This is a genomic window from Desulfurobacteriaceae bacterium, assembly GCA_039832905.1.
Taxonomy (GTDB): Bacteria; Aquificota; Aquificia; order Desulfurobacteriales; family Desulfurobacteriaceae; genus Desulfurobacterium.
In genome coordinates, this window is record JBDOLX010000032.1 from 1 (window position 1) to 25,960 (window position 25,960).

Consider the following 25,960-nt stretch of genomic DNA (forward strand, 5'->3'; position numbering starts at 1 on the left):
ATGAAAGGGGGGTAAAAGTAAGAGTAGTTATGGATGAAAGCGGTGCAAAGAATAGAAGTTCTGCTTACCCCTATCTTGTTAAGTATGGGATCCCAGTAAGGGTAAAGAGAGGAACAGGTGGTGGTTTAATGCACCACAAGTACGCAATTATTGACGGCAAAGTTCTAATTACTGGAAGTTTTAACTGGACAAAGAGTGCCGAGAAGAGAAATGATGAAAATCTAATTATTTTAGAAAATGTTCCATCTATCGTGAAACTTTATCAAGAGAACTTTGAAAAACTTTGGGAGTTGGCAAGGTTAACTAACTGATGCTTGATAGTTTAAAAGAAAAGTTCTTTTTAGAAAGAGAAAGAATAAAAAAACTTCATTTACAGAAAGAAACAGGGTTTCTTGTTGCTGATGAACTAAGGAAAGCTCTTGACACTGTTTTAAAACCCGCTTTTAAGCTATTTTTTGAAAAATGGGATATTCCTGTCGTTTTTTACGCTCTTGGAGGATATGGAAGGGGAGAACTAAACTTTCATTCTGACATAGATGTTAATCTCGTTTATGATGGGAAACTCACAGACTCCCATCTGGAAGACATAGAGGCTTTTTATTACTTCCTACTCTCTTTAAAGCTTGACCTTGGCTTTACTCCAAGGAGTATTCAGGAAACGTTTGAACTTGCAAAGGAAGATCTTTCGGTATTTACAAATGTTCTCCAAAGAAGATTTTTAGAGGGTTCTAAAGAACTTGATGAAAAGTTTAGCGTAGAGTTCAATAAATTTGTTTCTAAGAACAAGAAATCTTTAGTAGAAGAAATAGTAATTTCAAGAAATGAAAGGTATAAGAGATTTTATGGTACAGTCTACTACCAAGAACCAAACGTTAAAGAAAGTAAAGGGGGATTGCGAGATCTACACGAGGCTTTCTGGATAGCCAAAATAGTTTTCTCCATAGATAGTTATAAAGGTTTCTTAGATAAGAAAATTCTTGATTGGAAAAGTCTTAGAGATGTGATTTCTGCCTACGATTTTCTTTTGAGAGTCAGGAACCACCTTCACATTACAACAAAGAGAAAGAGCGATATCCTCTCTTTTGAGATGCAAGAAGTAGTTGCAGACTTTTTCGGTTTTCCCAAAGGCAGAAAAGGTATAGAAAGCTTTATGAAGAACTACTTTAACGCAGCACAAGATTTAGCTGTGATAAGCAAAGAGATAATAAAAGCATCTATTGAAGAGCTGGAAAAAGGAGAGAACAAGTTTTCCCTTCACTCCATATTTAACTCTCCTAAAGAATTAATAGAAGATGTTTTCTACATAGAAAAAAACGTTCTCCATGTTGAAGAAGAAAAGGAAGGGGAGCTAGTAAAGAGTCCTTCCTTAGTCTTAAAAGGATTTAAGCTAGTCCAGGAAAAAGGATTGGAGCTATCAGCGAACACCTTTTCTTTATTCAAGATTTCTGCAGAAACCAATAAGGAAAAATTTAGAAAAAAAGAAGTTTTAAGCCAGTTTAAAGAGATTCTTAAGAAAAATAAAAGACTTTCTTATACGCTAGAATTAATGCATAACTGTAAAGTCTTAGGAGCTTTAATTCCTGACTTCGAAAGGCTTAGAGGTCATTTTCAGTTTGATACCTACCACAAGTTTACAACGGACATTCATTCAATTTTTACAGTAAGAGAAATAGAAAAAATAGAGGAGAAGGGAACTAACCTTACATCCGTAAGAGAAAAACAAGGATTCTTTGAGATACTACAAGATCTGGAAAATCAGCACCTTCTTTATATAGCAGCTCTTTTCCACGATATTGGTAAGGGTAAACCTGGAAAGCACGAGATAGTCGGTTCAGGACTTGCAAGGAAGTACTTAAGTGAGATGGGATTTTCCAAAGAAGAAATAGAGGAAGTGGCCTGGCTTGTAAAAAATCACCTTCTAATGTCCCATTTAGCTTTTAGAAGGGATATATCCGATCCAGAGCTTATTAAAAACTTTAAAGAAACTTGTCAAACAGAAGACAGGTTAAAAAAACTTTTCCTTTTGACCTATGCAGACATAAAAGCTGTTGGACCAGGAGCTTGGGACAAGTGGAAAAGTTCTCTCCTTTGGAACCTATTCAACACTACTCTTTTAATGTTTTCTCAAGGAAAGAGTATAGAAGAACTAATTTCAGAAAAGCTCAAAAGAAGAAAAGAAAAAGTAAAAAGATTACTTGAAGGAAAAATTAGAGAAGAATCCGTAGAAAGATTCTTTAAAAATGCAGATATCGACTATTTGGTTACTTACCCATCTGAAGAGATCGCAAAGCATTTAATTTTGATGAGAGAGATTAGAAGAGAAAATAAAGATTATGCTGTTTACCATGAAAACTATTTGGATATAGGATTTACAAAGTTAACGATAATTACAAAGTATAGAAGAGGACTATTCAATAAAATAGCAGGAATACTGTCTTACTTGGGTATAAACATTAAGGGAGCTAACATAGATAGAGCTATAGAAGACTCTTGCGATTGTATGGTCTATACTATCCACGTTTCAACAGCCACGGGAGAGGCTTTACCAATAGAAAGAATAGAAAGATTTAAAGAAATATTAAAGGAACTATATGAAGGTACATTTGATCCAGATAACCTACCTCAAAGTCTCATGAAGCCAAAGACTTTTAGGAAAAATGTTCCTATGCCGATTAATAAAGTAAAGATAGATAACAAGACTTCCGATAAATATACTATTGTTGAAGTATCCACCTACGACAGGCTTGGAGTTCTTTATGCAATTACAAAAATTTTAATTGACATGAATACTCGTTTAAGGAGAGCAATAATCGCTACAGAGGGAAATAGAGTTATAGACAGTTTTTATGTTACTGATATAGACTACAAAAAAATAGAAGATGAGAAACTTTTGGAAAAGATAAAAGAGAGAATACTGGAAGTGGTTAAGTAATGCGAAACATTAAACTAACAATAGAATATTTAGGAACCAACTATTACGGCTGGCAGATATTAAAAGGAAGACCTACAGTTCAAGGAAAAATAGTTGAAGTCTTGGAAAAAATATTAGGGCACGAAATCAAACTAACTGGTGCCAGTAGAACCGATGCAGGAGTTCACGCTCTTGGACAGGTAGCAAACTTTAAAACCACTAAGGATATTTCCCTCTTTAGAATCCAGTCTGCTTTAAATGGACTTCTTCCTGAGGATATAAAAATTATAGAGATTGGAGAAGTTTCTCTTGATTTTGATGCAAGAAGGTCTGCAAAAGGAAAAAGGTATAGATATCGCGTATATACAAGGAAAGTTCCAAGTCCTTTTGAATACAAGCGTTCTTGGTTCGTTCCTTTTGATTTAAACTTAGATTCTATGAAAGAAGCAAAGAAATATCTTGTAGGAACTTACGACTTTACCTCTTTTTCAAAACAAGACAGAAAGAAAGAAGTAAATCCTGTTAGAACAATAGACTCAATAGAAATACGAAAAGAAGGTGATATTTTAGAGTTTCTGTTTTTTGGAAGATCATTCTTGCGGCACATGGTAAGAATAATGGTAGCTACTTTAATAGAAGTAGGAAAAGGAAGACTTTCTCCAGAAGAAGTGAAAGAAATAAGAGAAAAGAGAGATAGAAAATTTGCACCGTTTTTAGCACCACCTGACGGCCTATACCTTGAAAAAGTTTACTACGAAGACTATCCTTATTGAGAACAATTTTCAATTAGAAAGGAGTAGAAAATGGCAGAGTTTGTAACTTTGGTTATCCTTGACGGTTTTGGTTATGAACCTAAAAAAGAAGGAAATGCTATTGCTTTAGCCAATACTCCTTTCTGGGATTACTTATGGACTACTTATCCGAAAGGACTTTTGAAAGCTTCAGGAGAGGCAGTTGGACTTCCTGAAGGACAGATGGGAAATTCTGAAGTTGGTCATATGAACATAGGTTCTGGAAGAATTGTTTGGCAAGATATCGTAAGAATTACAAAGTCTATTGAGAATGGAACATTTTTTGAAAATCCTGTTGTTAAAAGATCTATAAATACTGCGAAAGAAAAGGGAACAAAGCTTCATCTTATTGGACTTTTATCCGATGGAGGAGTTCATAGCCACATAAAGCACCTTTTTGCCTTGCTTGAAGCTGCAAAGAAGGAAGGTTTAGAAAAAGTTTGTGTTCATGCAATCTTAGATGGAAGAGATACCCCTCCAAAGAGTGCAAAAGTTTATCTAGAGGAACTTTTAAAGAAGATAAAAGAGCTTGGCGTAGGAAAAATAGCAACCCTTGGTGGTCGCTACTACTACATGGATAGAGACAAAAGGTGGGATAGAACTCAAGAAGCTTATAACTGTATGGTGTTGGGAGAGGGAGATGTTAAAAACGACCCAATAGAGGTACTCTTGGAGGCTTATGAGAGAGGAGAAACTGACGAGTTTGTAAAACCTTACGTTATCTCAAAAGATTGTCTTGTAGAAGATGGAGATGTTTTGTTCTTTTTCAACTTTAGAGCAGATAGAATGAGACAGATAGTTTCTGCTTTAGGAAAAGAAGATTTTGAAGGATTTAGTAGAGAAAAAGTAGTAAAACCTTCTTATGTGGCAACAATGACTCTCTACGATGAGACTTTTCCTTTCGATGTAGCATTTCCACCACAGGATCTAAAGAACGTATTGGGAGAGGTTATATCAAACCTTGGATTTAAGCAGTTAAGAATTGCCGAAACAGAAAAGTATGCCCACGTAACTTACTTCTTTAATGGAGGAAAAGAAGAACCATTTCCTCTTGAAGAAAGAATTCTTGTTCCTTCTCCAAAAGTTGCTACTTATGACCAAAAACCAGAGATGAGCGCTTTAGAAGTGACAGACAAGGTTGTTGAAAAAATAGAAACCGGTAAATATAAACTCATTGTTTTAAACTATGCAAACCCTGATATGGTTGGACATACAGGAGATCTAAATGCTGCTATTAAGGCAATAGAAACTATTGATAGCTGTTTAAAAAGAGTAGTAAAAACAACACTGGAAAAAGGTGGAATTTGTATCATTACTGCTGACCATGGAAATGCCGAAAAAATGGTGGATGAAAACGGTAATCCTTGGACTGCCCATACTACCAACTACGTTCCTTTCATTGTTGTAAAAGGATCTTGTGGCGCTTACGATGTAAAGAGAAGGGAAAAGAAAGATGTGGAAATTCCTTCTGAATTCAATGGTATTCCGGTTATAGGTATTCTTGGAGACATAGCCCCGACAATACTTCACATTCTCGGAATAGATATTCCTTCTGAAATGACAGGAGATGTCATAGTTGAAGGAAACTTTTAAAGGTTCCCTCCTCTTTGGAGGGACTTTACTTTTTCTCTGAGTTTCTTTTCAACAGACTTTGTTACAAACGGGGATACATCTCCTCCGTAGAAAGCAATCTCCCTAACAACAGAAGAAGAAAGGTATGCATATTCATCAGAAGGCATCAAGAATACTGTCTCTATTTCCGGGTATAGCTTCCTATTTATCGAAGCCATAGTAAATTCGTGATCCATATCGGAAATAATCCTTATTCCCCTCAAGATAGCTACAGCACCCTCTTTTCTTGCAAATTCAACAAGAAGAGTATTAAAAGTTTTTACTTTCACCTTATCGTAAAGCCCTATTTCTCTTAAACTTTCTTCAAACATTTCTTTTCTTTCTTCTAAGGAAAATAGGGGTTTCTTTCTAGGGTTTTCCGCAATGCCAACTACAAGTTCTTGAAATATCTCGATTCCCCTTCTCACTATATCGAGATGTCCAAGTGTAACTGGGTCAAAAGTTCCGGGGTAAATTGCTTTCTTAATCATCTCTCTCCACAGCTTTTTTGCGGGAATTTTACAAATTTTTTACAATTTTGTAAAATTGAAATGGAGTAGCTAGGTAAGGTAATCTAGTAACTTAAGATTATTGCATGATTAATATGTTAGATTTATAACCCTTGACTCTATCAAGGAATTTTTATATAAATAAATTTTAAAGGAACCTGTAGGGAGGTACTAAGGTTGGAATTCCATATAGACAAAGCAAAGATTCTTCCTAAGGAAAACCTTCCTGTCTTTTTGGAAGGATTAAAAAAGTTTGGAACGCTTATTGCACCCAAGAAGAAAAAAGAGAAGCTCTACTTTGATGTTATAAGCGATGTTTCTGAAGTGGAAGTAAACTATACAAGAACGATTCTTCCGCCAAAGAAATTTCTGATTCCTTACAGAAGGGAACGTTTCTCTTACGATGTAGGTACTTTGGAGTTCAGAACGAGTTTTTCCCCTGAAAATCAAGTAATCTTTGGGGTGCACTCCTGCGATCTTCATGGAATATCTATCTTGGACTCCATTTACCTTAAAGAAAATCCAGATCCAAGGTACTTAGAAGTTAGAAGAAAAACGGTACTTATAGGTGTATCTTGTAGACCCGATAAGTACTGCTTTTGCCTTTCAACAGGTACTGCCTTCCCTGATGGAGCTAACTGGGATTTATTCCTAACGGACATAGGAGAAAGTTATTTTGTTACAATTGGAAGTCCCAAGGGAGATGAGATAGTCATTTCCTTAAGAAATCTTTTTAGAGAAATTACCAAGGAAGAACTCAATCTTTATAAAAACACCTCTTCAGAGAAAAAACTCTTATTTGATTTGGAAAACATTCCTGATTTAGGAAGAATCTCTCAAGTTATAGAGCTTGAATACGATTCAGAAGTTTGGGAAGAAGAGGCAAAAAGATGCTTAGGCTGTGGAACTTGTACAAATGTTTGTCCGACTTGTTTCTGCTATACCTCCGTGGATATGCCTGATCTTACGGGTAAAAAGATAGCACGAATAGAGTTTACAACTTCCTGTCAATATCCTTACTATTCACTGGTAGCTGGAGGACACTACTTTAAGCCGACAGTAGCTTCAAGGTTTAAACACCGTTACTATCACAAGTTTGTAGGGTATCCATACCAGATAGAGAAACTTGGATGTGTTGGATGTGGTAGGTGTTCTGCTGAATGTCCTGCCAAGATAAGTATGGTGGAGACTCTCAAGAAACTAAGAGGTATTGAAAAAACTAAGAGGTGTTAAAGATGAAAAAGAGTTTTGAGAAACTTTTAACCAAACCTCTTCCAGTTGATCCTTTCAAGCCACAAAAGGCTTTAATTACAGACATAGAAGATTTAGCGCCTGACCACAAGAAGTTCTCCTTCTTATTTATCGATGATGAAGTAAATGAAAAGTGGACCCATATTCCCGGTCAGTTTGTAATGCTAACTGTTCCAAAGGCAGGTGAGATTCCGATCTCAATCTGCTCTTCTCCCACAAGGAAGGGAACGATAGAGTTAACCGTTAGAAAGGTTGGGAGAAAAACAGAAGTCCTTCACGAAATGCGCCCAGGTGATCTCGTCGCGATAAGAGGACCTTACGGAAACGGTTTCCCGGTAGAAATAATGGAAGGACATAATGTTCTGATCATTGCTGGAGGTCTTGGAATAGCACCTCTGCGTTCTCTCATTTGGTACATTTTAGATAAAAGGCATTTTTACAAAGATGTCTATATCCTTTACGGAACAAGAAACTACAAGAGTGTTCTTTATAAGGATGAATTAAGAAGACTTAAAGAAAGAAACGATATTAAATGTCTATACATACTTGATAGATTTGAAAGTGAAGAAGATAAAGAGTGGACTGATAGAGAAGGGCTTCTTACAGAACTCATTCCAGAAGTTGATCTAGACCCTCAGGAAACTTACGTTGCAGTTTGTGGTCCTCCAGTTGCATACAGGTTCATTGGAAAAGAACTAATTAGATGTGGTTATCCGGAAAGTCAGATCTTTGTTTCTCTTGAAAGAAAAATGGAATGTGGTATAGGAAAGTGCGGTCATTGTCAAATTGGATACAAGTTTGCATGTGTTGATGGCCCAATATTCCCTCTTTGGGATACAAAAAACCTTCCGGAGATGATCTGATGGTGAAGATAGGGATTATGGGACTAACAGGATGTTCAGGTTGTCAGTGTGAAATTCTTAACTGTGAAGATGCTATCTATAAGTTACTTGGAAGAGTTGAGTTTAGTTATTTTCCTTTAGCTCAGGATAACAACAGCTTTGAAGAATTTGATGTCCTTTTCGTAGAAGGTTCAGTAACGACAGATTTAGATGAAGAAAAGGTGAAGAAAGGAAGAGAAATATCGAAAATTCTTGTTGCAGTAGGTAGTTGTGCGTGTTATGGAGGAGTTCAGTCCCAAAGGAACGACGAAGTTTCCTTAGAAGAAATGATCAAAGGAGTCTATGGAACGACAGAGCTTCCTGTTAAAATTTCAAAGCCAAGAGCTGTTTCTGAGGTTGTTAAGGTAGATTATGAACTTCCTGGCTGTCCCTTGGATAAAAGACAGTTTGTTTATGCTGTAGCGTTCTTACTCAACGGAGTTAAACCTTTCTTCCCCAAAATTCCTGTTTGTCATGAATGTAAGCTTTCAGAAACAGAGTGCTTGACTCTTAAAGGAATTCCTTGTCAAGGTCCTATTAGCTTTTCCGGATGTGGAGCACCTTGTACTTCTCAAGGAGTTGGCTGTCAGGGTTGTAGAGGAGACTGCGATTTTCCAAACTACAACGAAATGGTATCCATCTTGGAGAGAAATGGTCTAAAGAGGGAAGATGCTTTCAAGTTTATTAAGGTCTTTAGAGGTAAACAAGCTCAGGATAGGATATCAAAACTCTTTAGGGGTGATTTAGATGAAAAGGGAGCTTAACATAAATCACTTGACCCGTGTTGAGGGGCACGGAGCGGTAAATATAGTAATAGAAAATGACAAATTAAGAGAAATAAAGTTAAGGTTCACCGAAGGTCCAAGGTTCTTTGAATATATTACAAGAGAAAGACTCTATAACGAAATTCCAAAAATAGTTTCAAGAATATGCGGTATCTGCTATGTATCCCATAGACTTTCTTCAATTGCAGCAATTGAAGACGCTTTTGATGTAAAGGTTACAGAGGAAATAGATCTTCTTAGAAAGCTTCTAATTGTCGGTGAATACCTAGAAAGTCATGCTTTACACCTTTATTTCTTGGCTCTGCCAGATTATATGGGATATCCATCAGCTTTAGCAATGGCTAAAGATTATCCAAACGTTGTGAAAAGAGGTTTCCATATCAAGGAAGTTGGAAATAGAATAATGAAATTAATAGGTGGAAAAACGGTTCATGGTGAAAATATTCTTGCTGGTGGTTTCAAATCTGTACCTACAAAAGAACAACTTCAGAAAATCCAAGATGAACTCTACAAGGTAATACCTGAAATAAAAGCAACAGTGTCCCTCTTTGATTCTTTCCACTATCCTCAGTACAACGAAAAACCTCCGTTTTCACTGTGTATAAACAGTGAGAAGTTTTCAATTTTGGGAAACGAGTTGATACTCTCTGATGGGACGTTGTTTACAAAGAAGGAGTATGAAATTTTCATTGAAGAAAAAACATCTTCCTACAGTACCGCTAAATACTCTACAATAAAAGGAAAGCCTTTCTTGATAGGTCCACTTGCAAGAGTAAACCACTACGTAGATACATTAAGATCGGAAACGAAAGAAGTTCTAAGAAACTTAAAGACAAAGTTTCCTTCAGAAAATATTCTTCACTCCAACCTGGCAAGGGCTGTTGAGATGCTCGAACTTGCCCTAGAGGGAGTGGAAATCTGCCAAAAACTTATTGAGGCTTATCCTTTTGAAGGAGAAGTTGAAGTAAAGCCAAAAGCTGGAACAGGTTACGGAATTAAAGAAGCTCCAAGAGGGCTTCTTTTCCATAAGTATACCTTTGACGAAAATGGAAGGTGTACATCGGCTAACATAATTACTCCAACTGCTCAACTGCAAGCAATAATAGAGGAAAATTTAGGAACCTTGGTGGAAAGATCTAAAGATGCTGAAAATGAAGATCTTAAGAAGAAGGCAGAAATGCTTATCAGAGCTTATGATCCCTGAATTGCCTGTGCTGTCCACCAGTTTGGTGGAGAAGAAAACCTTGTTGAGATCTTTAGAAAATAAATAAACTACACTGTCTTCAGGAAAGTAAGGAGGTGAAAGAATGGCGCAAGCAGTCGGGCTGCTTATTGTCCTGCCATGGATATTTGCGCTGGCAGTATTCTTATCCCCAAGCCACAGGTTTAGGCAATTTGTAACCTTCCTATCTCTACCCGTATTAACCTACTTGGCCTTTAAGGTTTGGAATGCAGATTTACCATTTTTTGTTGAAACACCCCATTGGGTAGAAACAGCTATAACAGTTTTTGACTATCTCTTACTTGGTTACTTCTTGTATCAAGGTATTAAGTTTAGAAATTTTCTAGTTTCTATCTTAGCAGTAGCTCAGATTTTCCTTTTAACATGGGTTCTTATGATACTTCCTCCAACTGATACACCTCCTATCTATGTAGATAAGCTTACAGCATTCATGTACCTACTTGTGGCAGTTGTTGGAACAATTATTTGTATCTATGCTACTAAGTATATGGAACAAGAAAACCTTGATAGGGAAAACCGCTTTGTAGCTATCTTAATCTGGTTCCTAGGAGTAATGAACTTTATTGCTTCTGTTAACAATATTGAGTGGTTCTTTGCACTTTTCGAAACTACTACACTAGCGTCTTACATCCTAATTAGGTTTAGATGGGATGAAATCTCCATAAAAAATGCTCTTAGAGCCCTATGGATGAACCAAGTCGGTGGTATTGCAATTCTTGTAGGACTTCTATTTGCTATTAAGCACTACCATGTATACAACTTTACGGATATTCTAAACATGAATGCTGCTGCTATTTCTATGATTCCTCTTGGATTTTTGTCAATCTCTGCTCTTGTAAAAGGCGCTCAAATGCCATTCCATAAGTGGCTCCTAGGAGCTATGGTTGCTCCAACACCAGTTAGTGCAATCCTTCACTCTGCAACAATGGTTAAAGTTGCTCCTTATTTAATTCTTAGAATTTCTCCAGTTATAAAAGGAACTCTTCTTGCCAAGCTTTTAATTACAACAACCGGTTTCGTTTTTGTAGCAGCAGGTCTTTTAGCTTTAACTCAAGACAACTTTAAGAAGATTCTTGCTTACTCTACAATTTCTCTTCTTGGTTTGATGATGTTAACAGCAAGCATCGGAAGCCCAGTAGCGATACTAGCATCAATACTTTTAATTCTCTTCCATGGAATTGTTAAAGCCCTTCTCTTCCTTGAAGCAGGTATTATGGAAAAAGTATTCCATGTTAAGTACATTGAAGAGATGAGAAGACTTATAGAAAAAGCACCTCTTACAGTATTCTTTATTGCTCTTGGATTCATGAGCATGACAATCGTTCCATATGGTATATTTATCGCTAAATGGATCACACTTGAAGAATCTTCAAACTTCCTCACACATGGTGCTTACATTGCTTCTATTATCTTCATCACAATTGGGGGAGTTATTCTTACCCTTCTCTACTTTAAGGTTATTGGTGTACTAAGTAGAAAGAGTGGAGAGTTCACAAAATTTAAACTTGAAAAACTTCCTTTCCTTTATCTCTTTACAACAGGTATCTATGTTATCTTTACAATAGTTGGATCTCTTTTTATAGCCCGCGTATCTACAGACTTTATAAATCCTGTTGTTAAAGCTATAACAGGAGAGTTTGCGAACATTAAAGCTGATGGTCTGACACTTGTAACTCCTACTTCTCAGATCTACGATTGGCAAATTATTGGTGCAATCATTCTGCTAATGATTGTTCCTGTCTTTGCATACTTTGTTCACTTCAAAGCAGACAGAGTTTACGAGTACACATGTGGAGAGAACGTAAATCTTTCTATTGGAACCTATAACTTCTTCTGTGTATCTAGGATAGAGCCATTTGTTGAAACAATAGCTATTGCATTCTTTATTCTCACACTCATCTTAGGAGGTGGTCTAGTATGAGCAAAGAGTTGGCTTTAATCCTGACGATCCTTTCTCCAGTTATCGGTGGTTTTATCTATGGATTTGAAAGGATAGTAAGGGCAAGAATGCAAAATCGTCAAGGACCACCATTACTTCAGCCTTTCTATGATTTTTTGAAACTAATGGATAAAAGATCCATTATTATTCATTCGTTCCACGCCTTCATGGGAATTATGTACTTGATCGGTACTTGGTTTTCCCTCTATGTTCTGATCTCAGGAGGAGATATTCTAATTGCTATTTTCTTCCATGTTCTTTCTTTAGCCTTCTTAGTCGTTGGTGGATTTAGCGTTAGATCTCCATACTCAGTTGTAGGAGCAATGAGAGAACTCATTCATATGTTAGCTTACGAGCCAATATTCGTTCTTGCTGCTGTAGGACTTTACCTTGTAAATGGAACCTTCCAAGTTTCTGAACTTCTAAAAGCAGAAACAATGCCTATTCTTTATTTACCTTTAATATTCATTGCTTTCTTATTAACTCTTCCAGCTGTTTTAAAGAAGTCTCCTTTTGATATAGCGGAAGCTCACCAAGAAATCATCGGTGGTCCAGAGATAGAGTACTCTGGAAAGTTTTATGAAGCGGTTTATACAGCTAAGTGGATTGAGTACGTATATGCATTCTTTTTTGTTTTCCTTTTTGCAGGAAAGAACTACCTTTTAGGAGTCTTACTTGCAATTCTTGCCTTCTTTATCGTTAACTTGATTGATAACGCTACAGCAAGAGTAAACTTCAGACAGATGGTCGCTTTTCACTGGTACATTCTTATACCACTAGCTGTTATTAACCTCATGCTACTAGCACTTTGGAGGGCATAAGATGGATCTAAAAAAGTTTAGAAAGAAGTCCCCGTGGATACTTCACTACAATACTGGTAGCTGTAACGGATGTGATATTGAGATCTTAGCGTGTCTTGCTCCAAAGTATGACGTAGAAAGATTTGGAATCCTGAATAGAGGGAACCCTAAACAGTCTGATATCTTACTTGTAACAGGTCCAGTAACAAAAAGAGCAAGAGAAAGACTCATCAGGTTATACATGGAAATGCCAGAACCAAAAGTTGTCGTAGCAGTAGGGGCGTGTGCTTGCACGGGAGGAGTCTTTAGAGGAATGTATAACGTAGAAAACGGAGTTGATAAGTTCATCCCTGTTGATGTCTATGTTCCGGGTTGTGCTGCAAGACCTGAAAGCATAATAGATGGAGTAGTTAAAGCTTTGGAAATCTTGGAAAAGAAGAAGAAAGACCTTCAGCTATCCAAAAAATGTGTCGGAAATGTTGAGTATATTCTCGACAAGCAGCTTAACAGAAGGAAAATTGTAGCTGAAGGTGTAAGGAGGTGTTATGAAAGTGGAAGAGATTAAAGTTCCTCTTAGGGAGATAAGAAGGGCAATAAAGGATTTTTATGATCCTAAGGAGTGGCATTTTATTACTGTTAACGGAACAGATATTGGGGGAAAAGTAGAGCTTAAATGGTTTTTTACAAAATATGGCGAAGAAGAAGTTTTCAAGGTATTTACAGCAGAAGCAAACTATGATGATGAAGTTCCTACTATTACTTATATCATCCCCTCTGCTTGGATTGCAGAGTGGGAACTTGCTGACCTTTTGGGTTTAAACGTAGAAGGAGCTAAGAAAGGATTATTCCTTGATCCTGATAGTCCAAAAGCACCTTTGAGGAGAGGTTAAGATGGGAAACAAAATTACGATACCTTTCGGTAGCCAGCACGTAGCTTTACCTGAACCGATAAAGTTTGTTTTTCAGACAGAAAACGAAAGAATCGTAGATGTTGAAGTAGATGTCGGATACGTTCACAGGGGAATTGAAAAAGCTTGTATGACAAAGTTTAAGTATATGCAGATAGGTTATGTAGTTGCAAGAGTTTGTGGTCTTTGTGCTATATCACACACTCTTGGCTATGTAACTGCCATAGAAAGGTTAATGGAAATAGAAGTTCCGAGAAAAGCCTTGTATCTAAGACTGATTGTTAGCGAGCTTGACCGTATCCATTCCCATCTTCTTGCAATGGGCCACCTAGCAGAAGTAGCAGGATATGAAAACCTCTTCATGCACACGTTTAGAGACAGAGAGCTTGTAATGGAGCTTTTAGAGCTTGTTACAGGAAACAGGGTTCAGTTTGACTATGCGACAGTTGGTGGAGTGAATAGAGATATTACTCCTGAAGTAGAAAAAGAGCTTAGAGAAAAGTTGAAAGTACTTAAAGAGAAGACCTTGTGGTTAAAGGATGTTTTTGAAAACGATTACACTATAAAGCTTAGGTGGAAAGGTATTGGTGTAATTACTCCAGAAATGGCAAAAGAACTCAATGTTGTAGGACCTCCTGCTAGGGCTTCAGGATTAGCAACAGATGTGAGAAATGAATTTAACTACTTACCATTTAAGGAAGTGGGTTATAAACTTATTGTAAGAAACGAAGGTGATATTTACGCTAGAAACTTGGTTAGAGCAGAAGAGACTCTCAACGCTATAGATATGGTCTTTAATGCCTTAGATGGAATGCCAGAGGGAGACATAAAGGTTCCTGTTAAAGGTCTTCCTGACGGTGAAAGTTTAGCAAGAGTAGAGGCTCCGAGAGGAGAACTCTTTTACTATGTAAAGGCAAGTAAGAAGATGATACTTGATAGATTAAGAATTAGAGTTCCAACCTTTGCAAACATTCCTGTGATGAAAGAACTCTTTATTGGAATGGATTATGCAGATGTTCCAGCAACAGTTATTAGCTTTGACCCATGTCTTTCTTGTACTGCGAGGTAAATACGAATGAGAGGACTTATTGTTCTCCTCTCTCTTTTTCTTTCTTCTTATGTTGCTTGGGCTTGTAGTAGTGACTGCTATCAATGTCACGTAAACATACCTAAGGACAGTAATCATAAGGTCTTATCTTCATGTACAGATTGTCATCCGAAACATGAAGAAAAAAGTTTTAATAGCAAGTGTGGAGCGGATTGTTTTGATTGCCACTCGGTAAATAAGGTAATGAAACTATCTTTAGCACATAGTGTCTTGAAAAAGTGTGTAGAATGCCACACTAAACTAAAGGACTCAGAAGTTAATGAACTTTACAACAGATTGTTTAATTAGGAGGAAGCTATGAAAGATATGCTAATAGAGTCCTTAAAGAACCTTTTTAAGAAGCCCGCTACTGTTAAATATCCTCTAGAACCATCTCCGCCACCTCCTAATTATAGAGGTTTAATTGTCTACAAAAAAGAACTTTGTATTTTCTGCACGAAGTGCGAAATAGTTTGTCCTCCTGGAGCGATAAGGTTTACGTATAATGAAGATGGTTCTAAAGAGTACCATTACAACCCATACCTTTGCATTTACTGTGGAGAGTGTGTAAGAGCTTGTCCAAAGCCTGGATGTCTAACCCAAGTTGAAGAAGTTGCAGAACCAGCTACAGAAGAAACAATCCCTAATTGGGACGAACTTGAAAAACAAGCAGACGAAACAAAGAAAAAATGGTTGGCTTCTAAGAAAAAGAAAAAAGCTTAATATAGATTCCTCCCTCGTGGCGGTCCTCCCTCCGCCTTCGTTTTATTTTTTCACTTCCTTTCTCATTCAATCCAAAATGTTAAAATAAAATCACTTTTTAAAAAATTCTTCTGGAGGGAAAAATTGGATAGAAAAAAAATTACGATAGTTGGGGCAGGAAATATTGGCGCTACCTTGGCTCTCCTTCTGGCAAGAAGAGAAACAGCAGACATTACGTTAATAGACATAAATGAAGGTATAGCAAAAGGAAAAGCTCTTGATATTATGGAAGCATCTCCAATCCTTGGAGTTAATGCTCACGTTGTTGGAACGGGAAATTATGAAGATACAGCCGATTCCGACGTTGTAATCATTACTGCCGGTTTTCCAAGAAAACCTGGAATGAGTAGAGATGACCTTTTATTTAAGAATTTTGAAATTGTAAAAAGTGTTTCTGAACAAATTAAAAAGTATTCTCCAAATGCTTTTGTTATAGTGGTGACAAACCCTCTAGATGCAATGACATATACAGCTTTGAAGGTAACAGGCTTTCCAAAAGAGAGAGTTCTTGGAATGGCAGGAGTTTTAGATTCTGCAAGATTTGCTTACTTTATTTCTGAAAAGACAAAGATATCCGTTGAAAACATTAGGGCTTTTGTAATTGGGGGACATGGTGATGATATGGTTCCTCTCAAGAAATATACTACTGTCAGTGGAATTCCTGTTGATAAATTTTTAAGCCCTTCTGAACTTGACCAAATAATAGAAAGAACACGTTTTGGTGGTGGTGAAATTGTTCAGCTTCTAAAAACCGGAAGTGCATTCTATGCTCCAGCAGCTTCCATCTTAGAGATGGTTATATCTATTCTTTGGAACAAGAGAAAAATCCTTTCCGCAAGTGTTTACCTTGATGGAGAAGTTGGAGAATACTACGGCGCCTCTGGCCTCTGCGTTGGCGTGCCAATAATCCTTGGAAAGAATGGAGTTGAGGAAATAATAAAACTTGACTTGGAAGAAGATGAATGGCAACAATGGAGAAAGTCTGTTGAGTCTGTAAGAAGACTTGTTGAGAAACTACCTCTTTAGGGGAGAAAAATGAGAGAAATTCATGTAGATAAAGTAAAAGAAGCTGTAAAAAAGCTTTGTATGGAAGCTAACTATTTTCTACCCTCCGATGTTTTAAAGGCTTTTGAAGAGGGAAAAGAAAAGGAAGTTTCTCCGGTTGGAAAAAACGTTTTTGACATACTTAAAGAGAATGCAAGGATAGCAGCTACTGAGGAGATCCCTTACTGTCAGGACACAGGATTTGCTGTAATTTTCATTGAAGTTGGACAAGATGTAAGGTTTGTTGGTGGAAGTTTAGAGGATGCTATAAATAAAGGAGTAGCTGAAGGGTATACTGAAGGTTATTTAAGAAAGTCTATAGTAAGTGATCCTCTTTTTGATAGGAAAAATACTGGTGATAACACCCCAGCTGTAATCCATTATAGAATCGTTCCGGGAGATAAAGTAAGGATTACTATGGCTGCAAAAGGTGGCGGTAGTGAAAATATGAGTCGCCTTGCAATGTTAAAACCTGCCGATGGTTTAGAGGGGGTTAAAAGGTTTGTAATAGAAACTGTAAGTAATGCTGGTCCTAATCCATGTCCTCCAATTATAGTAGGGGTTGGTATTGGAGGCACATTTGAAAAAGTAGCTTACCTTGCTAAAAAGGCACTCCTTAGACCAATAGGACACAGGAACCCCGATCCAAGGTATGCAAAACTTGAAGAAGAACTTTTGGAGGAAATAAACAAGCTTGGTATCGGTCCTGCAGGCTTTGGAGGAAAAGTAACAGCCCTTGATGTTAAGATAGAATGGTATCCCTGCCACATCGCCTCCCTCCCTGTTGCAGTAAATATCCAGTGTCACGCATCCCGTCATAAAGAGATTGAACTCTAATCTATCAGGCTGCCTCAGAGGCAGCCTATATCCTAAATAACTCAAGGGGTTAAGATGCATAACAAAAGATTTCTTTTCTTTATGGTGGCAGGAGTCATCCTTGGATTTCTTGTTGGAGGTTATTTAGAAGATTTTGCGTTAGCTACTTCTTTTATTGGTGAACTATTCTTGAACGCGTTAAAAATGGTAGTTCTACCCCTTATTATCATTTCCATTGCGAACTCAATTCTTAATATGGAAACAATAAACAGATTTAAACAGCTTGGGACAAAGATTCTTCTTTACTACATTATTACAACTTCGATAGCTGTCTCGATTGGAATTTTCACAGTAGTACTCATAAAACCAGGAGAAGATATATCTCTAAAGACAGAGATTCCTTTTAATAAGGAGGTAAGCTTCAGTTTACATGACTTGATAGTAAGTCTAATTCCTCCAAACATTTTTAAAGCTCTTACTGAGTTTGATGTTTTACCAGTCATAGTATCAACTATTCTGTTTTCCTTAGCTCTCCTATCTATAGAACGAGAAAGGAAGTTAAAACTCCATTCTATAATCTCTGAGCTAGATGTAGCTTTGTTAAAGCTTACCGAATGGATAATTAACTTTGCCCCAGTAGGTATATTTTCACTGATTGCTACGAAAATTGCTTCCTTAGGTGGGGCAAAGGCAATAGTACCTGTTATCATCTCGCTTAGTAAATATGTTCTAACTGTTCTTTTGGCTTTATTTATTCATGCTGCAATTGTTTTACCTTTTCTCTACTATCTATTAACAGGTAAAAATCCTTACTCTTTCGTAGCAAAGGTTAAAGAAGCTCTTTTAACTGCCTTTGCGACAGCTTCTTCTTCTGCTACGCTTCCTATTACCTTAAAAAGCGTTGAATCAGCAGGAGTTAAAAGAACTATAGCAGAATTTACTTTACCCTTAGGTGCCACCATTAATATGGATGGAACAGCCCTTTACGAAGCGGTGGCTGTTATATTTTTGGCAGAAGCTTACGGTATGGATCTTTCTCTTTCTCACTATCTGATTATCTTTTTAACTGCAACCTTAGCTGCTATAGGAGCGGCAGGAATCCCTGAAGCAGGTCTTGTAACAATGGTTTTGGTTCTTCAAGCTGTGGGTGTTCCACAAGAAGCAGTGGGACTTATTCTAGCTATTGATTGGTTTTTAGACAGGTGTAGAACCTCGGTAAACGTTTTAGGAGACGCTATGGGAGCAGCTATTGTTGACAGATATACTAAGAAAAGTTTTTAAAGAGAAATAGTAGGAGGAACAAAATGATTGGTTTTCTTATCGATTTAGAAGGAACTCTTGTTAAAGATAAAAGCTATACTCCAATACCAGAGGCGCTAGAATTTACTCATTTTTTAGATGAAAAAGGTATTCCTTGGATAGTTGCTACCAACAACTCAACCGAAAAACCTAAAAAGTTGATAGAGATTTTAAACTCTAAAGGATTTAATGTAGATGAAAGTAAGGTAATCACTCCAAGTCTTTTAGCCTCTAACTTCCTTAAGAAAGAGAATGTTAAATCTATTTACTTTCTTGGAACTGAAAAAATAAAAGAGTTTTTCCAAGAGGAAGGTTTTGAAGTCAGAAACGATTATAAAGTTGATGCTGTAGTTGTTGGAAGGGATAGAGAAATTAATTATGCTAAGTTAAAAGTAGCTACATCCGCTCTTGTTGTTAACGATGCTAAGCTTTTTTCTTTCCATATGAATAGACTTATACTTGATCCTGATGGACTTGTTGGTCCAAGCGTTGGAGCAATAGCTGCTGCCCTTTCTTACGCATCTGGAAAAGCGGTTACATCTTTCGGAAAACCTTCAAGGGAATACTTTGAAAGAGCTTTTGAATTACTTGGAATAAAGGATGTAAGTAAAATCTATATGGTTAGTGATGACCCATTCACGGATCTTGCTGAAGGTAAAAAAGTTACTGGCTTTAAAACGGTCTTTGTCTTAAGTGGAAAGTATAAAGACAAAACCATTTTGGAAAAAATAGATAAGGATCTTCATCCAGACTATGTTTTTCTTCACATTGGAGAGTGTAAAAAGTTTTTGGAAGGTTAAAAGATGCTAAAAAGAATTAAACTCTATATGGAAATGATAAAAGTTGAACATACCGTTTTTGCTCTTCCTTTTGCTTTAACTAGCAGCCTTATTGCTGCAAATGGTTTTCCCATCCTTTACCAAATTTTTTGGATCGTTTTAGCCCTATTTGGAGCAAGAACGGCAGCTATGAGCCTTAATCGTTTAATAGATGCAGAAATTGACGCTAAGAACCCAAGAACAGCAGATAGACACATTCCAAAAGGACTTGTTAAAAAAACGGAAGCAGCACTTTTGGCAATTGTTGGATTTCTTTTAATGGTATTTAGCGCTTATAAGCTAAATCCTTTGGCTTTGAAGCTCTCACCTATAGCAATCTTTGTTCTTGTTCTTTACTCCTTTACAAAACGGTTTACTTATCTTTGCCATATAGTTCTTGGAATAGCCGTTGCCTTAGCACCTCTTGGGGCATGGGTGGCAGTTAAAGGAGATGTCTCCTTAAGTGCAATTTTAATTTCTCTTTCTGTTGCTCTTTGGGTAGCAGGGTTTGACATTATCTACGCTCTTCAAGATGTTGAATTTGATAGGAGAGAGGGATTGTACTCTATACCTGCTGTTTTGGGAGAAGAAAAGGCATTAATTCTTTCTAAGTTGTTCCACCTTTTAACCCTTTTAGCATTAATTACGGTTGGTATCCTAGAAAATTTAGGTCTTTTTTACTACTTGGGATTGGTAATGTCAGCAATTTTAATGGCTAAAGAACATAGGATAATTTCTAAAGATAGAAGTAAGATAGACTACGCTTTTTTTAACCTTAATGGATACATAAGTTTAACGATTTTCTTTTTTACCATGCTTAACTACATATGGAAGATAGAATGGAGCTTTTCAAGTATCTAATTTCTACTTTAATAGTCGTTGATCCAATATTTGCTGCAATAGTTGTTGCAAGTTTGATTCAAAGTCAGAAAGAAATAGAAAAGGTTGCCTTTAGAACATCTATGACAGTTTTAGTAGCATTTATAGTAACTATGGTTGCAGGAGAGAAGTTTTTAAAGCTAATAGGAGTAAACATCTTCAGTATAAAAATCTTTGGAGGACTAATTCTTTTACATATGGCTTTTCAAATGCTTCAGGCAAATCCACCTAGAACTAAACATACCCAGGAAGAAGGCGAAGCTGCAATGGAAAAAGAGGACATTTCTATAATTCCTCTAGGAATTCCTATTCTTTTTGGACCGGGAGCTTTTACCACTGTTTTAATTTTTAAAGAAGAAACTAGATCTATATTGGAAGAACTGTCTTTATTATTGGCACTTCTTATATCAGTAGTTATCATATATTTTACTCTTAAAAATGCAGGTATCTTTGCTAAAAAATTGGGAACAACAGGGGTGAATGTTAGTGTTAGAGTATTTGGACTTTTTGTTGGTGCCCTAGGTTCCCAATTTGTCGTAGATGGAGTAAAACATCTCTGGATACAAGGGTGATAAGATGAAGGTGGTTTTACAGAGAGTTTTGAGTGGAAAAGTTGTAGTAGCTGGTGAAACTGTAGGAGAGATTAAACATGGACTAGCTGTTTTAGTAGGATTTGAAAAAGGAGATATTAATTCCTATGTAGACAAAATGGTGGATAAAATCGTTAACTTGCGTATTTTTGAAGATTCTACTGGAAAGATGAACTTGTCATTAAAAGACGTTAACGGATCTTTGCTCGTTGTACCAAACTTTACTCTGGCAGCTGACTGTAGAAAAGGGAGAAGACCAAGTTTTCAATCTTCAGAAGACCCAGATAAAGCAGAAGAGATGTTTAAACGTTTCATTGAAAAATGTAAAGAATATGGGATAGAAGTACAGACGGGAATATTTGGTGCTGATATGAAGGTTCATATTGTAAATGACGGTCCCGTTACTTTCATACTAGATAGTAAAGACTTTTCTTAAAGGGGAATAGATGAATTCCATATTAAGTCGCTTAGTGGACTTATTACCGTTGTGGCTTCATAGTGAGTTGATCTTATTTATTTTGTTTTTTGTCCTTTCTTTAATCTCCCTGAAATCCCACAGATTATTAAAGAAAATTCTTCTAAAGATTTTTTTGAAGGACAGTAAACTTTCTGAAATAGAAAAACTCGTTATAAAGGTCTCTATTTGGATTTCTTACTTCTGGGCACTTTTCTTTCTCAACTTGTCAATTTTACAAATTCCACTTCCACAAAAAGCTTTAGGCATAATTGATAAAGTTTTCTTTATCCTTTACGTAGGAATTATTTCATTTGTACTAATCAAAGTTTTGGAGATTGTTCTAGAGAAGTTTTCAAACAGTATGAAGAAGAAAGTTTCCCTTTCTGAAGCTCCTTTAGTTGATACTTACTATTCAATGATTTCAAAACTCATTAACATCTTTGTTTTTACAATAGGATTTATAGTAGTTCTAGACCACCTTGGGCTTAACGTTACCTCGTTAGTTGCTTCTTTAGGAGTGGGTTCTCTTGCTGTAGGTCTTGCAGCACAGGATACTATAAAGAATTTTATTTCTGGTGTTCTTTTAGTAACCGATAGACAGTTTAGAATAGGAGATAGAGTATATCTAAAAGATATAGATGTTGAAGGTTATGTTTACGATATAGGTCTTAGAACAACGAAAATCTTAACGATTACAGGAAACAACCTTATAACAATTCCAAACTCAAAACTTACCGAGGGAATAATAGAAAACTCTCTATATCCTGATCCAAGAGTGAAAGATTTTGTAGAAGTTGGAGTTTCTTATGGTACGGATGTAGAGAGGGTAAAAGAGCTTCTTTTAAAAGCAACTGAAGGTGTAAAAGGTATTATAAAAGATCCTCCACCTGCGGTTTTCTTTACTCAATTTGGAGATAGTGCTTTAGTTTTTAAGTTAATTTACTACGTTGAAAAGAAAGATTTAGCATTTGAAATAAAATCCATTTTACATGAAAGAATTACAAATCTCTTTAGAGAAAATAACATAGAAATACCTTATCCGCAAAGCGATGTTTGGTTCAGAAATCCATTAAAAGTAAAGATAGAAGATGGAGAAGAAACTTTATAGTGTAAAAATGAGAAGTTCTAAAAATGGATTTCACATATCTGGGGCTGAGAGAATAGTTTCTGAGAAAGAGATAGAAAAAGTTTCAATGTCTCTTATAAAAAGAGCTCTTAACCACTCTAGAGGAAAGCCAGATTTTATAAATCTAAAAGTAGAAGAGATAAAGGAAGAAATTGTCTATATTTCCCCTCTACCAATTTTTGAAATAACAGGTTTCACATCCCCTTACGAGGTTCTAAAAAAACTCTTTGATTTAGCAAGAATACCTATTGATCTTGGATTAGAGATTTATGAACGGTTGTTTAAAGGCCCTACGATGAGAGGGGCAATGATTGTTGAAGTCCCTTCTGGGAAAAGGCTAGATCCTGATAAAGAAAGAGGAGTAAGGGCTTCCTACCTTGATATGGATAAAGAAACAGAAAGAAAATTAAAAGAAGTTGCAGGAAAAGGTTACACTCAAAATTTAAAAGAGGCTCTTACTCTATCTACAAAAATTCTTTCCTTTGAGGGAGTTCTAGCTGAACTTTGTGTTTCTGATGATCCAGATTATACAACAGGGTATTTTTCTATAAAAGGAAGAGGATACTTTCGCATAAAGAATATAAAATCTCCAGGACTTCCTCGCGGAGGAAGAGCTATTTTTGTGAAAGATATAGAACTTTCCAGTTTTATTGAGTACTTAGAAAAGAAGCCTATTATAGTAAAGGGAGAACCATTCTATTCTTTATTCTCTATTTGAACTTCCTTAGAACTAAAATCACCAGTTTTCACATGACCTTCTATGCTTGCCCCAAGTTCGACAAAAAGTTTTTTTGTAACAATATCTCCCTGGATCTTTCCTGATGATTTTATTTCAACTTCCTCTGACTGAATGTTCCCTTCTATACTTCCCATAACTACTATTTCATTGGTCAGAACGTTCCCTTTTATTCTTCCAGACTCTCCCAAGATGATATAGTCGCCTTTTACATCTCCTACGATTTCGCCATCAATCCTTACCTTCCCTTCTGCGACAATATTACCGTTTATCCTTAAACCTTCTCCAAGAATGCTTCTTATCTCTCCACTACTATTATTCTTCTTTCCCCCTATCATTAAAAACCTCCATATAAGTTAGAGGATTTACAACCTTATCTCTAAACCTAACTGTATAGTGAAGATGAGGACCAGTACTTCTACCCGAATTTCCCATCATTCCTATTATTTGTCCTTTTTCTACAAAATCTCCCTTCTTAACGAAGAACTTTGCTAAGTGTCCATAGTAGGTAGAAAAGTCTTTGCTATGTTTTATAATTAAACACTTCCCCATGGGTCCACACCAGCCAGTTTTAACAACAACCCCATCAGCAGTTGCTCTGACCGGAGTCCCCCAGGTTCCGGCTAAGTCAACTCCCAAGTGGAACTCTATCCTTTTTGTTATAGGGTTTCGTCTTAAACCGAAATCGGAGGTCAGTTTTCCTACTGTAGGATATCCAAGAGGAATTGTCCGTAGGTTATGTATTATGTAATCTAGACTTGGAATAATAGATGAAATATCTATATCTTTTCTTTTTAAGAGTTCGTCGATTGGTATAGCAAGACCACCCTTACCGCCTTCTTCAGAGGAAATTTTTACTCCCACTTTTTTCATTAAGGAGTCGATGATTTCTATCCGCTTTGCAAGTTCGCTTAGAGCGTTTTCTTTTTCCTCTTTTAAAGAAGAAAGTTCTGTTTTAAGCTGTTTATTTTCCTCCTTATATTGAGCTAACTCATTTCTTAAACTGGATATTTCCTTCTCAGTTCTTTTATAGTAGGAGAAAGAAAGGTAAGTCAGGAAGATTGAATATACCATCAAAACAAAAAAGAATATAAAGGTAAACTTTATAAGAAACTTAAGTCTTTTCTTGGAGAATTGATATCTCTTTATTTTTCCAAGTTCATCTTCAATTAGTATTAGTTGAAGATTTTTGTTCCCATCCTTCAATTTTACTTCCCTATACAGAATTTGGAAAAGATTATATCAAACATGTCTTCTGTAGTTACATAACCAACTATTTTCCCTAAGTTTACTAAAGCTTCATCAAGATCAATAGATAGAAACTCAGGAGATTCAAAACCTTGTTGAATGCTGTTAAGGACTTTCTCTAGAGAATTTTTTGCTTTTTCAAGAAGTTCTTTATGTCTTTCGTTAGTGATTAATATTTCTTCTTCCTGAAATACGGTCTCTGGATCTAAAAGAACAAGACTTTTTATTTCCTTACTTAAGTTTTCTATTCCTTCTAGACTTTTTGCACTTAAAGTTATACATCTAAATCCCAATTTTTTTAAATCCTCGCAAGAGACTCTTAACCCTAAATCCCTTTTATTTACAACCAAAATGACATTTTTCTTTTCTTTTAAAATCTTAGCTATTTTCTCGTCTTCCTCTGTATATCCACAAGATCCGTCAATGACAAAAAGAATAACATCCGCTTCCTCAAGGCTTTTTAGACTTCTTTCAATACCTATTTTTTCTACCTTGTCTTGTGCTTCCCTTATACCGGCAGTATCTATAAGTTTTATAGGTATTCCTTCAAAGGTTATTGTTTCTTCTATTATGTCTCTCGTTGTCCCTGGAATTTCCGTAACAATTGCCCTTTCTTCTTTTAAAATTGCATTAAGTAGAGAAGACTTCCCAACGTTAGGCCTACCAACTATTGCTACTTTAATACCTTCTTTTAAGACTTTGCCATCCTTGTAAGAGGATATCAATCTATCAAGTTCCTTTATTACCTTCTTAAGTCTATTTGCGACGTTCCCATATTCCATAACCTCAATGTCTTCCTCTGGAAAGTCGACAGCTGCTTCAATGAAAGCTTTTATTTCCAAAATTTCATCTCGCAAACTCTTTATCTTTTCAGAGAGCTTTCCTTCAAGTTGTTTAAGGGCTAATCTTGCTCCAGTTTCACTTTGGGCATTTATAAGTTCATTGATAGCTTCTGCCTGGACTAAATCTATTTTTCCGTTTATAACGGCTCTTAGTGTAAACTCACCAGGTTCGGCAAGACGAGCTCCTTTTGTAAGGATGAGTCTTAGAATTTTCCGAACGATAACTATCCCACCGTGAGAATGGATTTCTACAACATCTTCACCTGTAAAGGTCTTTGGAGCTTTCATATAAACAGCTAAAACCTCATCCACCGGTTCTTCGTTCTGGTCAACAATAAGCCCGTAATGCATTTTTCTATCTTCGAAGTTTTCCCTTTTCTTTCCGCTTTTTGTTCTGAAAATTTCTTTAAGAATTTTTAGAGAGTTATTTCCAGAAATTCTCACTATCCCTATTGCTCCTTTTCCTATAGGTGTTCCAATTGCAGCTATGGTGTCTTCGCAAAAGTAGTCTTTCATAATACCTCCAAAATTTTGTGTGCTATCATAAATCTAACATTAACAAACAAGGACGAGGATTCTATGTGTGGAATTGTAGGATACATAGGAAAAGATAACGCCAAAAATGTA

The 25,960-nt window shown here is 36.3% G+C and carries 28 protein-coding genes; 24 read left to right on the top strand and 4 right to left on the bottom strand.

Annotated elements, in window-relative coordinates; all coding sequences use genetic code 11:
* The 4 genes from ABGX27_02115 to gpmI all read left to right on the top strand — a co-directional run.
* Nucleotides 1-311 (top strand): phospholipase D-like domain-containing protein (locus tag ABGX27_02115; protein ID MEO2068291.1); only part of this gene is annotated, 311 nt, incomplete at its 5' end.
* Nucleotides 311-2,932 (top strand): [protein-PII] uridylyltransferase, encoded by a 2,622-nt coding sequence (gene glnD / locus ABGX27_02120; protein MEO2068292.1) that lies wholly within the window; start codon nucleotides 311-313, stop codon nucleotides 2,930-2,932. The genes ABGX27_02115 and glnD, both read left to right, overlap by 1 nt.
* Complete coding sequence (gene truA, locus ABGX27_02125; GenBank protein ID MEO2068293.1) at nucleotides 2,932-3,684, top strand: tRNA pseudouridine(38-40) synthase TruA; 753 nt, start codon at nucleotides 2,932-2,934, stop codon at nucleotides 3,682-3,684. The genes glnD and truA overlap by 1 nt, the downstream gene beginning before the upstream one ends.
* Nucleotides 3,685-3,714: 30 nt before the next feature.
* Nucleotides 3,715-5,295, top strand: coding sequence for a 2,3-bisphosphoglycerate-independent phosphoglycerate mutase (gene gpmI / locus ABGX27_02130; GenBank protein MEO2068294.1), 1,581 nt, complete (start codon nucleotides 3,715-3,717; stop codon nucleotides 5,293-5,295).
* Here the strand turns inward: gpmI and coaD are convergent.
* Nucleotides 5,292-5,801 (bottom strand): pantetheine-phosphate adenylyltransferase, encoded by a 510-nt coding sequence (gene coaD / locus ABGX27_02135; protein MEO2068295.1) that lies wholly within the window; start codon nucleotides 5,799-5,801, stop codon nucleotides 5,292-5,294. The genes gpmI and coaD overlap by 4 nt on opposite strands.
* A 198-nt stretch (nucleotides 5,802-5,999) precedes the next feature.
* Here coaD and ABGX27_02140 point away from each other — a divergent pair, with 198 nt between their 5' ends.
* The 20 genes from ABGX27_02140 to ABGX27_02235 all read left to right on the top strand — a co-directional run bounded on the left by ABGX27_02140 (nucleotide 6,000) and on the right by ABGX27_02235 (nucleotide 23,225).
* A complete protein-coding gene (locus tag ABGX27_02140) occupies nucleotides 6,000-7,055 on the top strand; it encodes a 4Fe-4S dicluster domain-containing protein (GenBank protein MEO2068296.1) in 1,056 nt (351 codons plus the stop codon).
* Between the two features lie 2 nt (nucleotides 7,056-7,057).
* Nucleotides 7,058-7,936, top strand: coding sequence for an FAD/NAD(P)-binding protein (locus ABGX27_02145; protein MEO2068297.1), 879 nt, complete (start codon nucleotides 7,058-7,060; stop codon nucleotides 7,934-7,936).
* Nucleotides 7,936-8,718 carry an NADH:ubiquinone oxidoreductase gene (locus ABGX27_02150; GenBank protein MEO2068298.1) on the top strand — a complete coding sequence of 261 codons (783 nt, stop codon included), beginning with the start codon at nucleotides 7,936-7,938 and terminating at the stop codon, nucleotides 8,716-8,718. The genes ABGX27_02145 and ABGX27_02150 overlap by 1 nt, the downstream gene beginning before the upstream one ends.
* Nucleotides 8,702-9,943 carry a Ni/Fe hydrogenase subunit alpha gene (locus tag ABGX27_02155; protein ID MEO2068299.1) on the top strand — a complete coding sequence of 414 codons (1,242 nt, stop codon included), beginning with the start codon at nucleotides 8,702-8,704 and terminating at the stop codon, nucleotides 9,941-9,943. Before ABGX27_02150 ends, ABGX27_02155 begins: the two co-directional genes overlap by 17 nt.
* 103 nt (nucleotides 9,944-10,046) lie before the next feature.
* Complete coding sequence (locus tag ABGX27_02160; protein ID MEO2068300.1) at nucleotides 10,047-11,903, top strand: proton-conducting transporter membrane subunit; 1,857 nt, start codon at nucleotides 10,047-10,049, stop codon at nucleotides 11,901-11,903.
* On the top strand, nucleotides 11,900-12,742 hold the full coding sequence (locus ABGX27_02165) for a complex I subunit 1 family protein (GenBank protein ID MEO2068301.1): 843 nt from the start codon (nucleotides 11,900-11,902) through the stop codon (nucleotides 12,740-12,742). The genes ABGX27_02160 and ABGX27_02165 overlap by 4 nt, the downstream gene beginning before the upstream one ends.
* Before the next feature lies 1 nt (nucleotide 12,743).
* Nucleotides 12,744-13,286 (top strand): NADH-quinone oxidoreductase subunit B family protein, encoded by a 543-nt coding sequence (locus ABGX27_02170; GenBank protein MEO2068302.1) that lies wholly within the window; start codon nucleotides 12,744-12,746, stop codon nucleotides 13,284-13,286.
* Nucleotides 13,267-13,611, top strand: coding sequence for an NADH-quinone oxidoreductase subunit C (locus ABGX27_02175; protein MEO2068303.1), 345 nt, complete (start codon nucleotides 13,267-13,269; stop codon nucleotides 13,609-13,611). Before ABGX27_02170 ends, ABGX27_02175 begins: the two co-directional genes overlap by 20 nt.
* Before the next feature lies 1 nt (nucleotide 13,612).
* Nucleotides 13,613-14,698: a nickel-dependent hydrogenase large subunit gene (locus tag ABGX27_02180; protein ID MEO2068304.1), complete on the top strand. Its 1,086-nt coding sequence runs from the start codon at nucleotides 13,613-13,615 to the stop codon at nucleotides 14,696-14,698.
* A 6-nt stretch (nucleotides 14,699-14,704) separates the two neighbouring features.
* A complete protein-coding gene (locus tag ABGX27_02185; protein ID MEO2068305.1) occupies nucleotides 14,705-15,025 on the top strand; it encodes a hypothetical protein in 321 nt (106 codons plus the stop codon).
* A gap of 9 nt (nucleotides 15,026-15,034) precedes the next feature.
* Nucleotides 15,035-15,439, top strand: a complete 405-nt coding sequence (locus ABGX27_02190) for a 4Fe-4S dicluster domain-containing protein (GenBank protein MEO2068306.1) — start codon at nucleotides 15,035-15,037, stop codon at nucleotides 15,437-15,439.
* A gap of 123 nt (nucleotides 15,440-15,562) precedes the next feature.
* Complete coding sequence (gene mdh, locus ABGX27_02195) at nucleotides 15,563-16,504, top strand: malate dehydrogenase (protein ID MEO2068307.1); 942 nt, start codon at nucleotides 15,563-15,565, stop codon at nucleotides 16,502-16,504.
* 9 nt (nucleotides 16,505-16,513) lie between these two features.
* Entirely contained in the window at nucleotides 16,514-17,359 is an 846-nt protein-coding gene (locus tag ABGX27_02200) for a fumarate hydratase (GenBank protein ID MEO2068308.1), read from the top strand.
* 54 nt (nucleotides 17,360-17,413) lie between these two features.
* Nucleotides 17,414-18,619 (top strand): dicarboxylate/amino acid:cation symporter, encoded by a 1,206-nt coding sequence (locus ABGX27_02205; GenBank protein ID MEO2068309.1) that lies wholly within the window; start codon nucleotides 17,414-17,416, stop codon nucleotides 18,617-18,619.
* A 23-nt stretch (nucleotides 18,620-18,642) separates the two neighbouring features.
* A complete protein-coding gene (locus tag ABGX27_02210; GenBank protein MEO2068310.1) occupies nucleotides 18,643-19,437 on the top strand; it encodes an HAD-IIA family hydrolase in 795 nt (264 codons plus the stop codon).
* A gap of 3 nt (nucleotides 19,438-19,440) precedes the next feature.
* Complete coding sequence (locus ABGX27_02215; protein MEO2068311.1) at nucleotides 19,441-20,316, top strand: UbiA-like polyprenyltransferase; 876 nt, start codon at nucleotides 19,441-19,443, stop codon at nucleotides 20,314-20,316.
* Nucleotides 20,295-20,906 (top strand): MarC family protein, encoded by a 612-nt coding sequence (locus ABGX27_02220; GenBank protein ID MEO2068312.1) that lies wholly within the window; start codon nucleotides 20,295-20,297, stop codon nucleotides 20,904-20,906. The genes ABGX27_02215 and ABGX27_02220 overlap by 22 nt, the downstream gene beginning before the upstream one ends.
* Nucleotides 20,907-20,910: 4 nt before the next feature.
* Nucleotides 20,911-21,360 carry a D-aminoacyl-tRNA deacylase gene (gene dtd / locus ABGX27_02225; GenBank protein MEO2068313.1) on the top strand — a complete coding sequence of 150 codons (450 nt, stop codon included), beginning with the start codon at nucleotides 20,911-20,913 and terminating at the stop codon, nucleotides 21,358-21,360.
* Between the two features lie 154 nt (nucleotides 21,361-21,514).
* Nucleotides 21,515-22,489 carry a mechanosensitive ion channel domain-containing protein gene (locus ABGX27_02230; protein ID MEO2068314.1) on the top strand — a complete coding sequence of 325 codons (975 nt, stop codon included), beginning with the start codon at nucleotides 21,515-21,517 and terminating at the stop codon, nucleotides 22,487-22,489.
* The gene (locus tag ABGX27_02235; protein ID MEO2068315.1) at nucleotides 22,470-23,225 is read left to right on the top strand and encodes a 6-carboxyhexanoate--CoA ligase; all 756 of its coding nucleotides are present in this window, start codon (nucleotides 22,470-22,472) and stop codon (nucleotides 23,223-23,225) included. Before ABGX27_02230 ends, ABGX27_02235 begins: the two co-directional genes overlap by 20 nt.
* On the opposite strand, the gene ABGX27_02240 is transcribed toward ABGX27_02235, so the two are convergent.
* The 3 genes from ABGX27_02240 to mnmE are packed head-to-tail and all read right to left on the bottom strand — an operon-like array spanning nucleotide 23,204 to nucleotide 25,849.
* Nucleotides 23,204-23,581, bottom strand: a complete 378-nt coding sequence (locus ABGX27_02240) for a polymer-forming cytoskeletal protein (GenBank protein MEO2068316.1) — start codon at nucleotides 23,579-23,581, stop codon at nucleotides 23,204-23,206. The genes ABGX27_02235 and ABGX27_02240 overlap by 22 nt on opposite strands.
* A complete protein-coding gene (locus ABGX27_02245) occupies nucleotides 23,559-24,449 on the bottom strand; it encodes a peptidoglycan DD-metalloendopeptidase family protein (GenBank protein ID MEO2068317.1) in 891 nt (296 codons plus the stop codon). Before ABGX27_02245 ends, ABGX27_02240 begins: the two co-directional genes overlap by 23 nt.
* A 2-nt stretch (nucleotides 24,450-24,451) precedes the next feature.
* Nucleotides 24,452-25,849, bottom strand: a complete 1,398-nt coding sequence (mnmE, locus tag ABGX27_02250) for a tRNA uridine-5-carboxymethylaminomethyl(34) synthesis GTPase MnmE (GenBank protein MEO2068318.1) — start codon at nucleotides 25,847-25,849, stop codon at nucleotides 24,452-24,454.
* Between the last annotated feature and the right edge of the window lie 111 nt (nucleotides 25,850-25,960).

What these genes read in the sequence shown, in the direction of transcription:
- mnmE (MEO2068318.1), bottom strand. Translation starts at nt 25,849, where the DNA reads ATGAAAGACTACTTTTGCGAAGACACCATAGCTGCAATTGGAACACCT.
- ABGX27_02220 (MEO2068312.1), top strand. Translation starts at nt 20,295, where the DNA reads ATGGAGCTTTTCAAGTATCTAATTTCTACTTTAATAGTCGTTGATCCA.
- ABGX27_02205 (MEO2068309.1), top strand. Translation starts at nt 17,414, where the DNA reads ATGCATAACAAAAGATTTCTTTTCTTTATGGTGGCAGGAGTCATCCTT.
- ABGX27_02150 (MEO2068298.1), top strand. Translation starts at nt 7,936, where the DNA reads ATGGTGAAGATAGGGATTATGGGACTAACAGGATGTTCAGGTTGTCAG.
- ABGX27_02145 (MEO2068297.1), top strand. Translation starts at nt 7,058, where the DNA reads ATGAAAAAGAGTTTTGAGAAACTTTTAACCAAACCTCTTCCAGTTGAT.
- ABGX27_02165 (MEO2068301.1), top strand. Translation starts at nt 11,900, where the DNA reads ATGAGCAAAGAGTTGGCTTTAATCCTGACGATCCTTTCTCCAGTTATC.
- ABGX27_02155 (MEO2068299.1), top strand. Translation starts at nt 8,702, where the DNA reads ATGAAAAGGGAGCTTAACATAAATCACTTGACCCGTGTTGAGGGGCAC.
- ABGX27_02170 (MEO2068302.1), top strand. Translation starts at nt 12,744, where the DNA reads ATGGATCTAAAAAAGTTTAGAAAGAAGTCCCCGTGGATACTTCACTAC.
- ABGX27_02180 (MEO2068304.1), top strand. Translation starts at nt 13,613, where the DNA reads ATGGGAAACAAAATTACGATACCTTTCGGTAGCCAGCACGTAGCTTTA.
- ABGX27_02235 (MEO2068315.1), top strand. Translation starts at nt 22,470, where the DNA reads ATGGAGAAGAAACTTTATAGTGTAAAAATGAGAAGTTCTAAAAATGGA.
- gpmI (MEO2068294.1), top strand. Translation starts at nt 3,715, where the DNA reads ATGGCAGAGTTTGTAACTTTGGTTATCCTTGACGGTTTTGGTTATGAA.
- ABGX27_02185 (MEO2068305.1), top strand. Translation starts at nt 14,705, where the DNA reads ATGAGAGGACTTATTGTTCTCCTCTCTCTTTTTCTTTCTTCTTATGTT.
- ABGX27_02190 (MEO2068306.1), top strand. Translation starts at nt 15,035, where the DNA reads ATGAAAGATATGCTAATAGAGTCCTTAAAGAACCTTTTTAAGAAGCCC.
- dtd (MEO2068313.1), top strand. Translation starts at nt 20,911, where the DNA reads ATGAAGGTGGTTTTACAGAGAGTTTTGAGTGGAAAAGTTGTAGTAGCT.
- ABGX27_02200 (MEO2068308.1), top strand. Translation starts at nt 16,514, where the DNA reads ATGAGAGAAATTCATGTAGATAAAGTAAAAGAAGCTGTAAAAAAGCTT.
- ABGX27_02240 (MEO2068316.1), bottom strand. Translation starts at nt 23,581, where the DNA reads ATGATAGGGGGAAAGAAGAATAATAGTAGTGGAGAGATAAGAAGCATT.
- ABGX27_02215 (MEO2068311.1), top strand. Translation starts at nt 19,441, where the DNA reads ATGCTAAAAAGAATTAAACTCTATATGGAAATGATAAAAGTTGAACAT.
- ABGX27_02160 (MEO2068300.1), top strand. Translation starts at nt 10,047, where the DNA reads ATGGCGCAAGCAGTCGGGCTGCTTATTGTCCTGCCATGGATATTTGCG.
- glnD (MEO2068292.1), top strand. Translation starts at nt 311, where the DNA reads ATGCTTGATAGTTTAAAAGAAAAGTTCTTTTTAGAAAGAGAAAGAATA.
- truA (MEO2068293.1), top strand. Translation starts at nt 2,932, where the DNA reads ATGCGAAACATTAAACTAACAATAGAATATTTAGGAACCAACTATTAC.
- ABGX27_02210 (MEO2068310.1), top strand. Translation starts at nt 18,643, where the DNA reads ATGATTGGTTTTCTTATCGATTTAGAAGGAACTCTTGTTAAAGATAAA.
- ABGX27_02175 (MEO2068303.1), top strand. Translation starts at nt 13,267, where the DNA reads ATGAAAGTGGAAGAGATTAAAGTTCCTCTTAGGGAGATAAGAAGGGCA.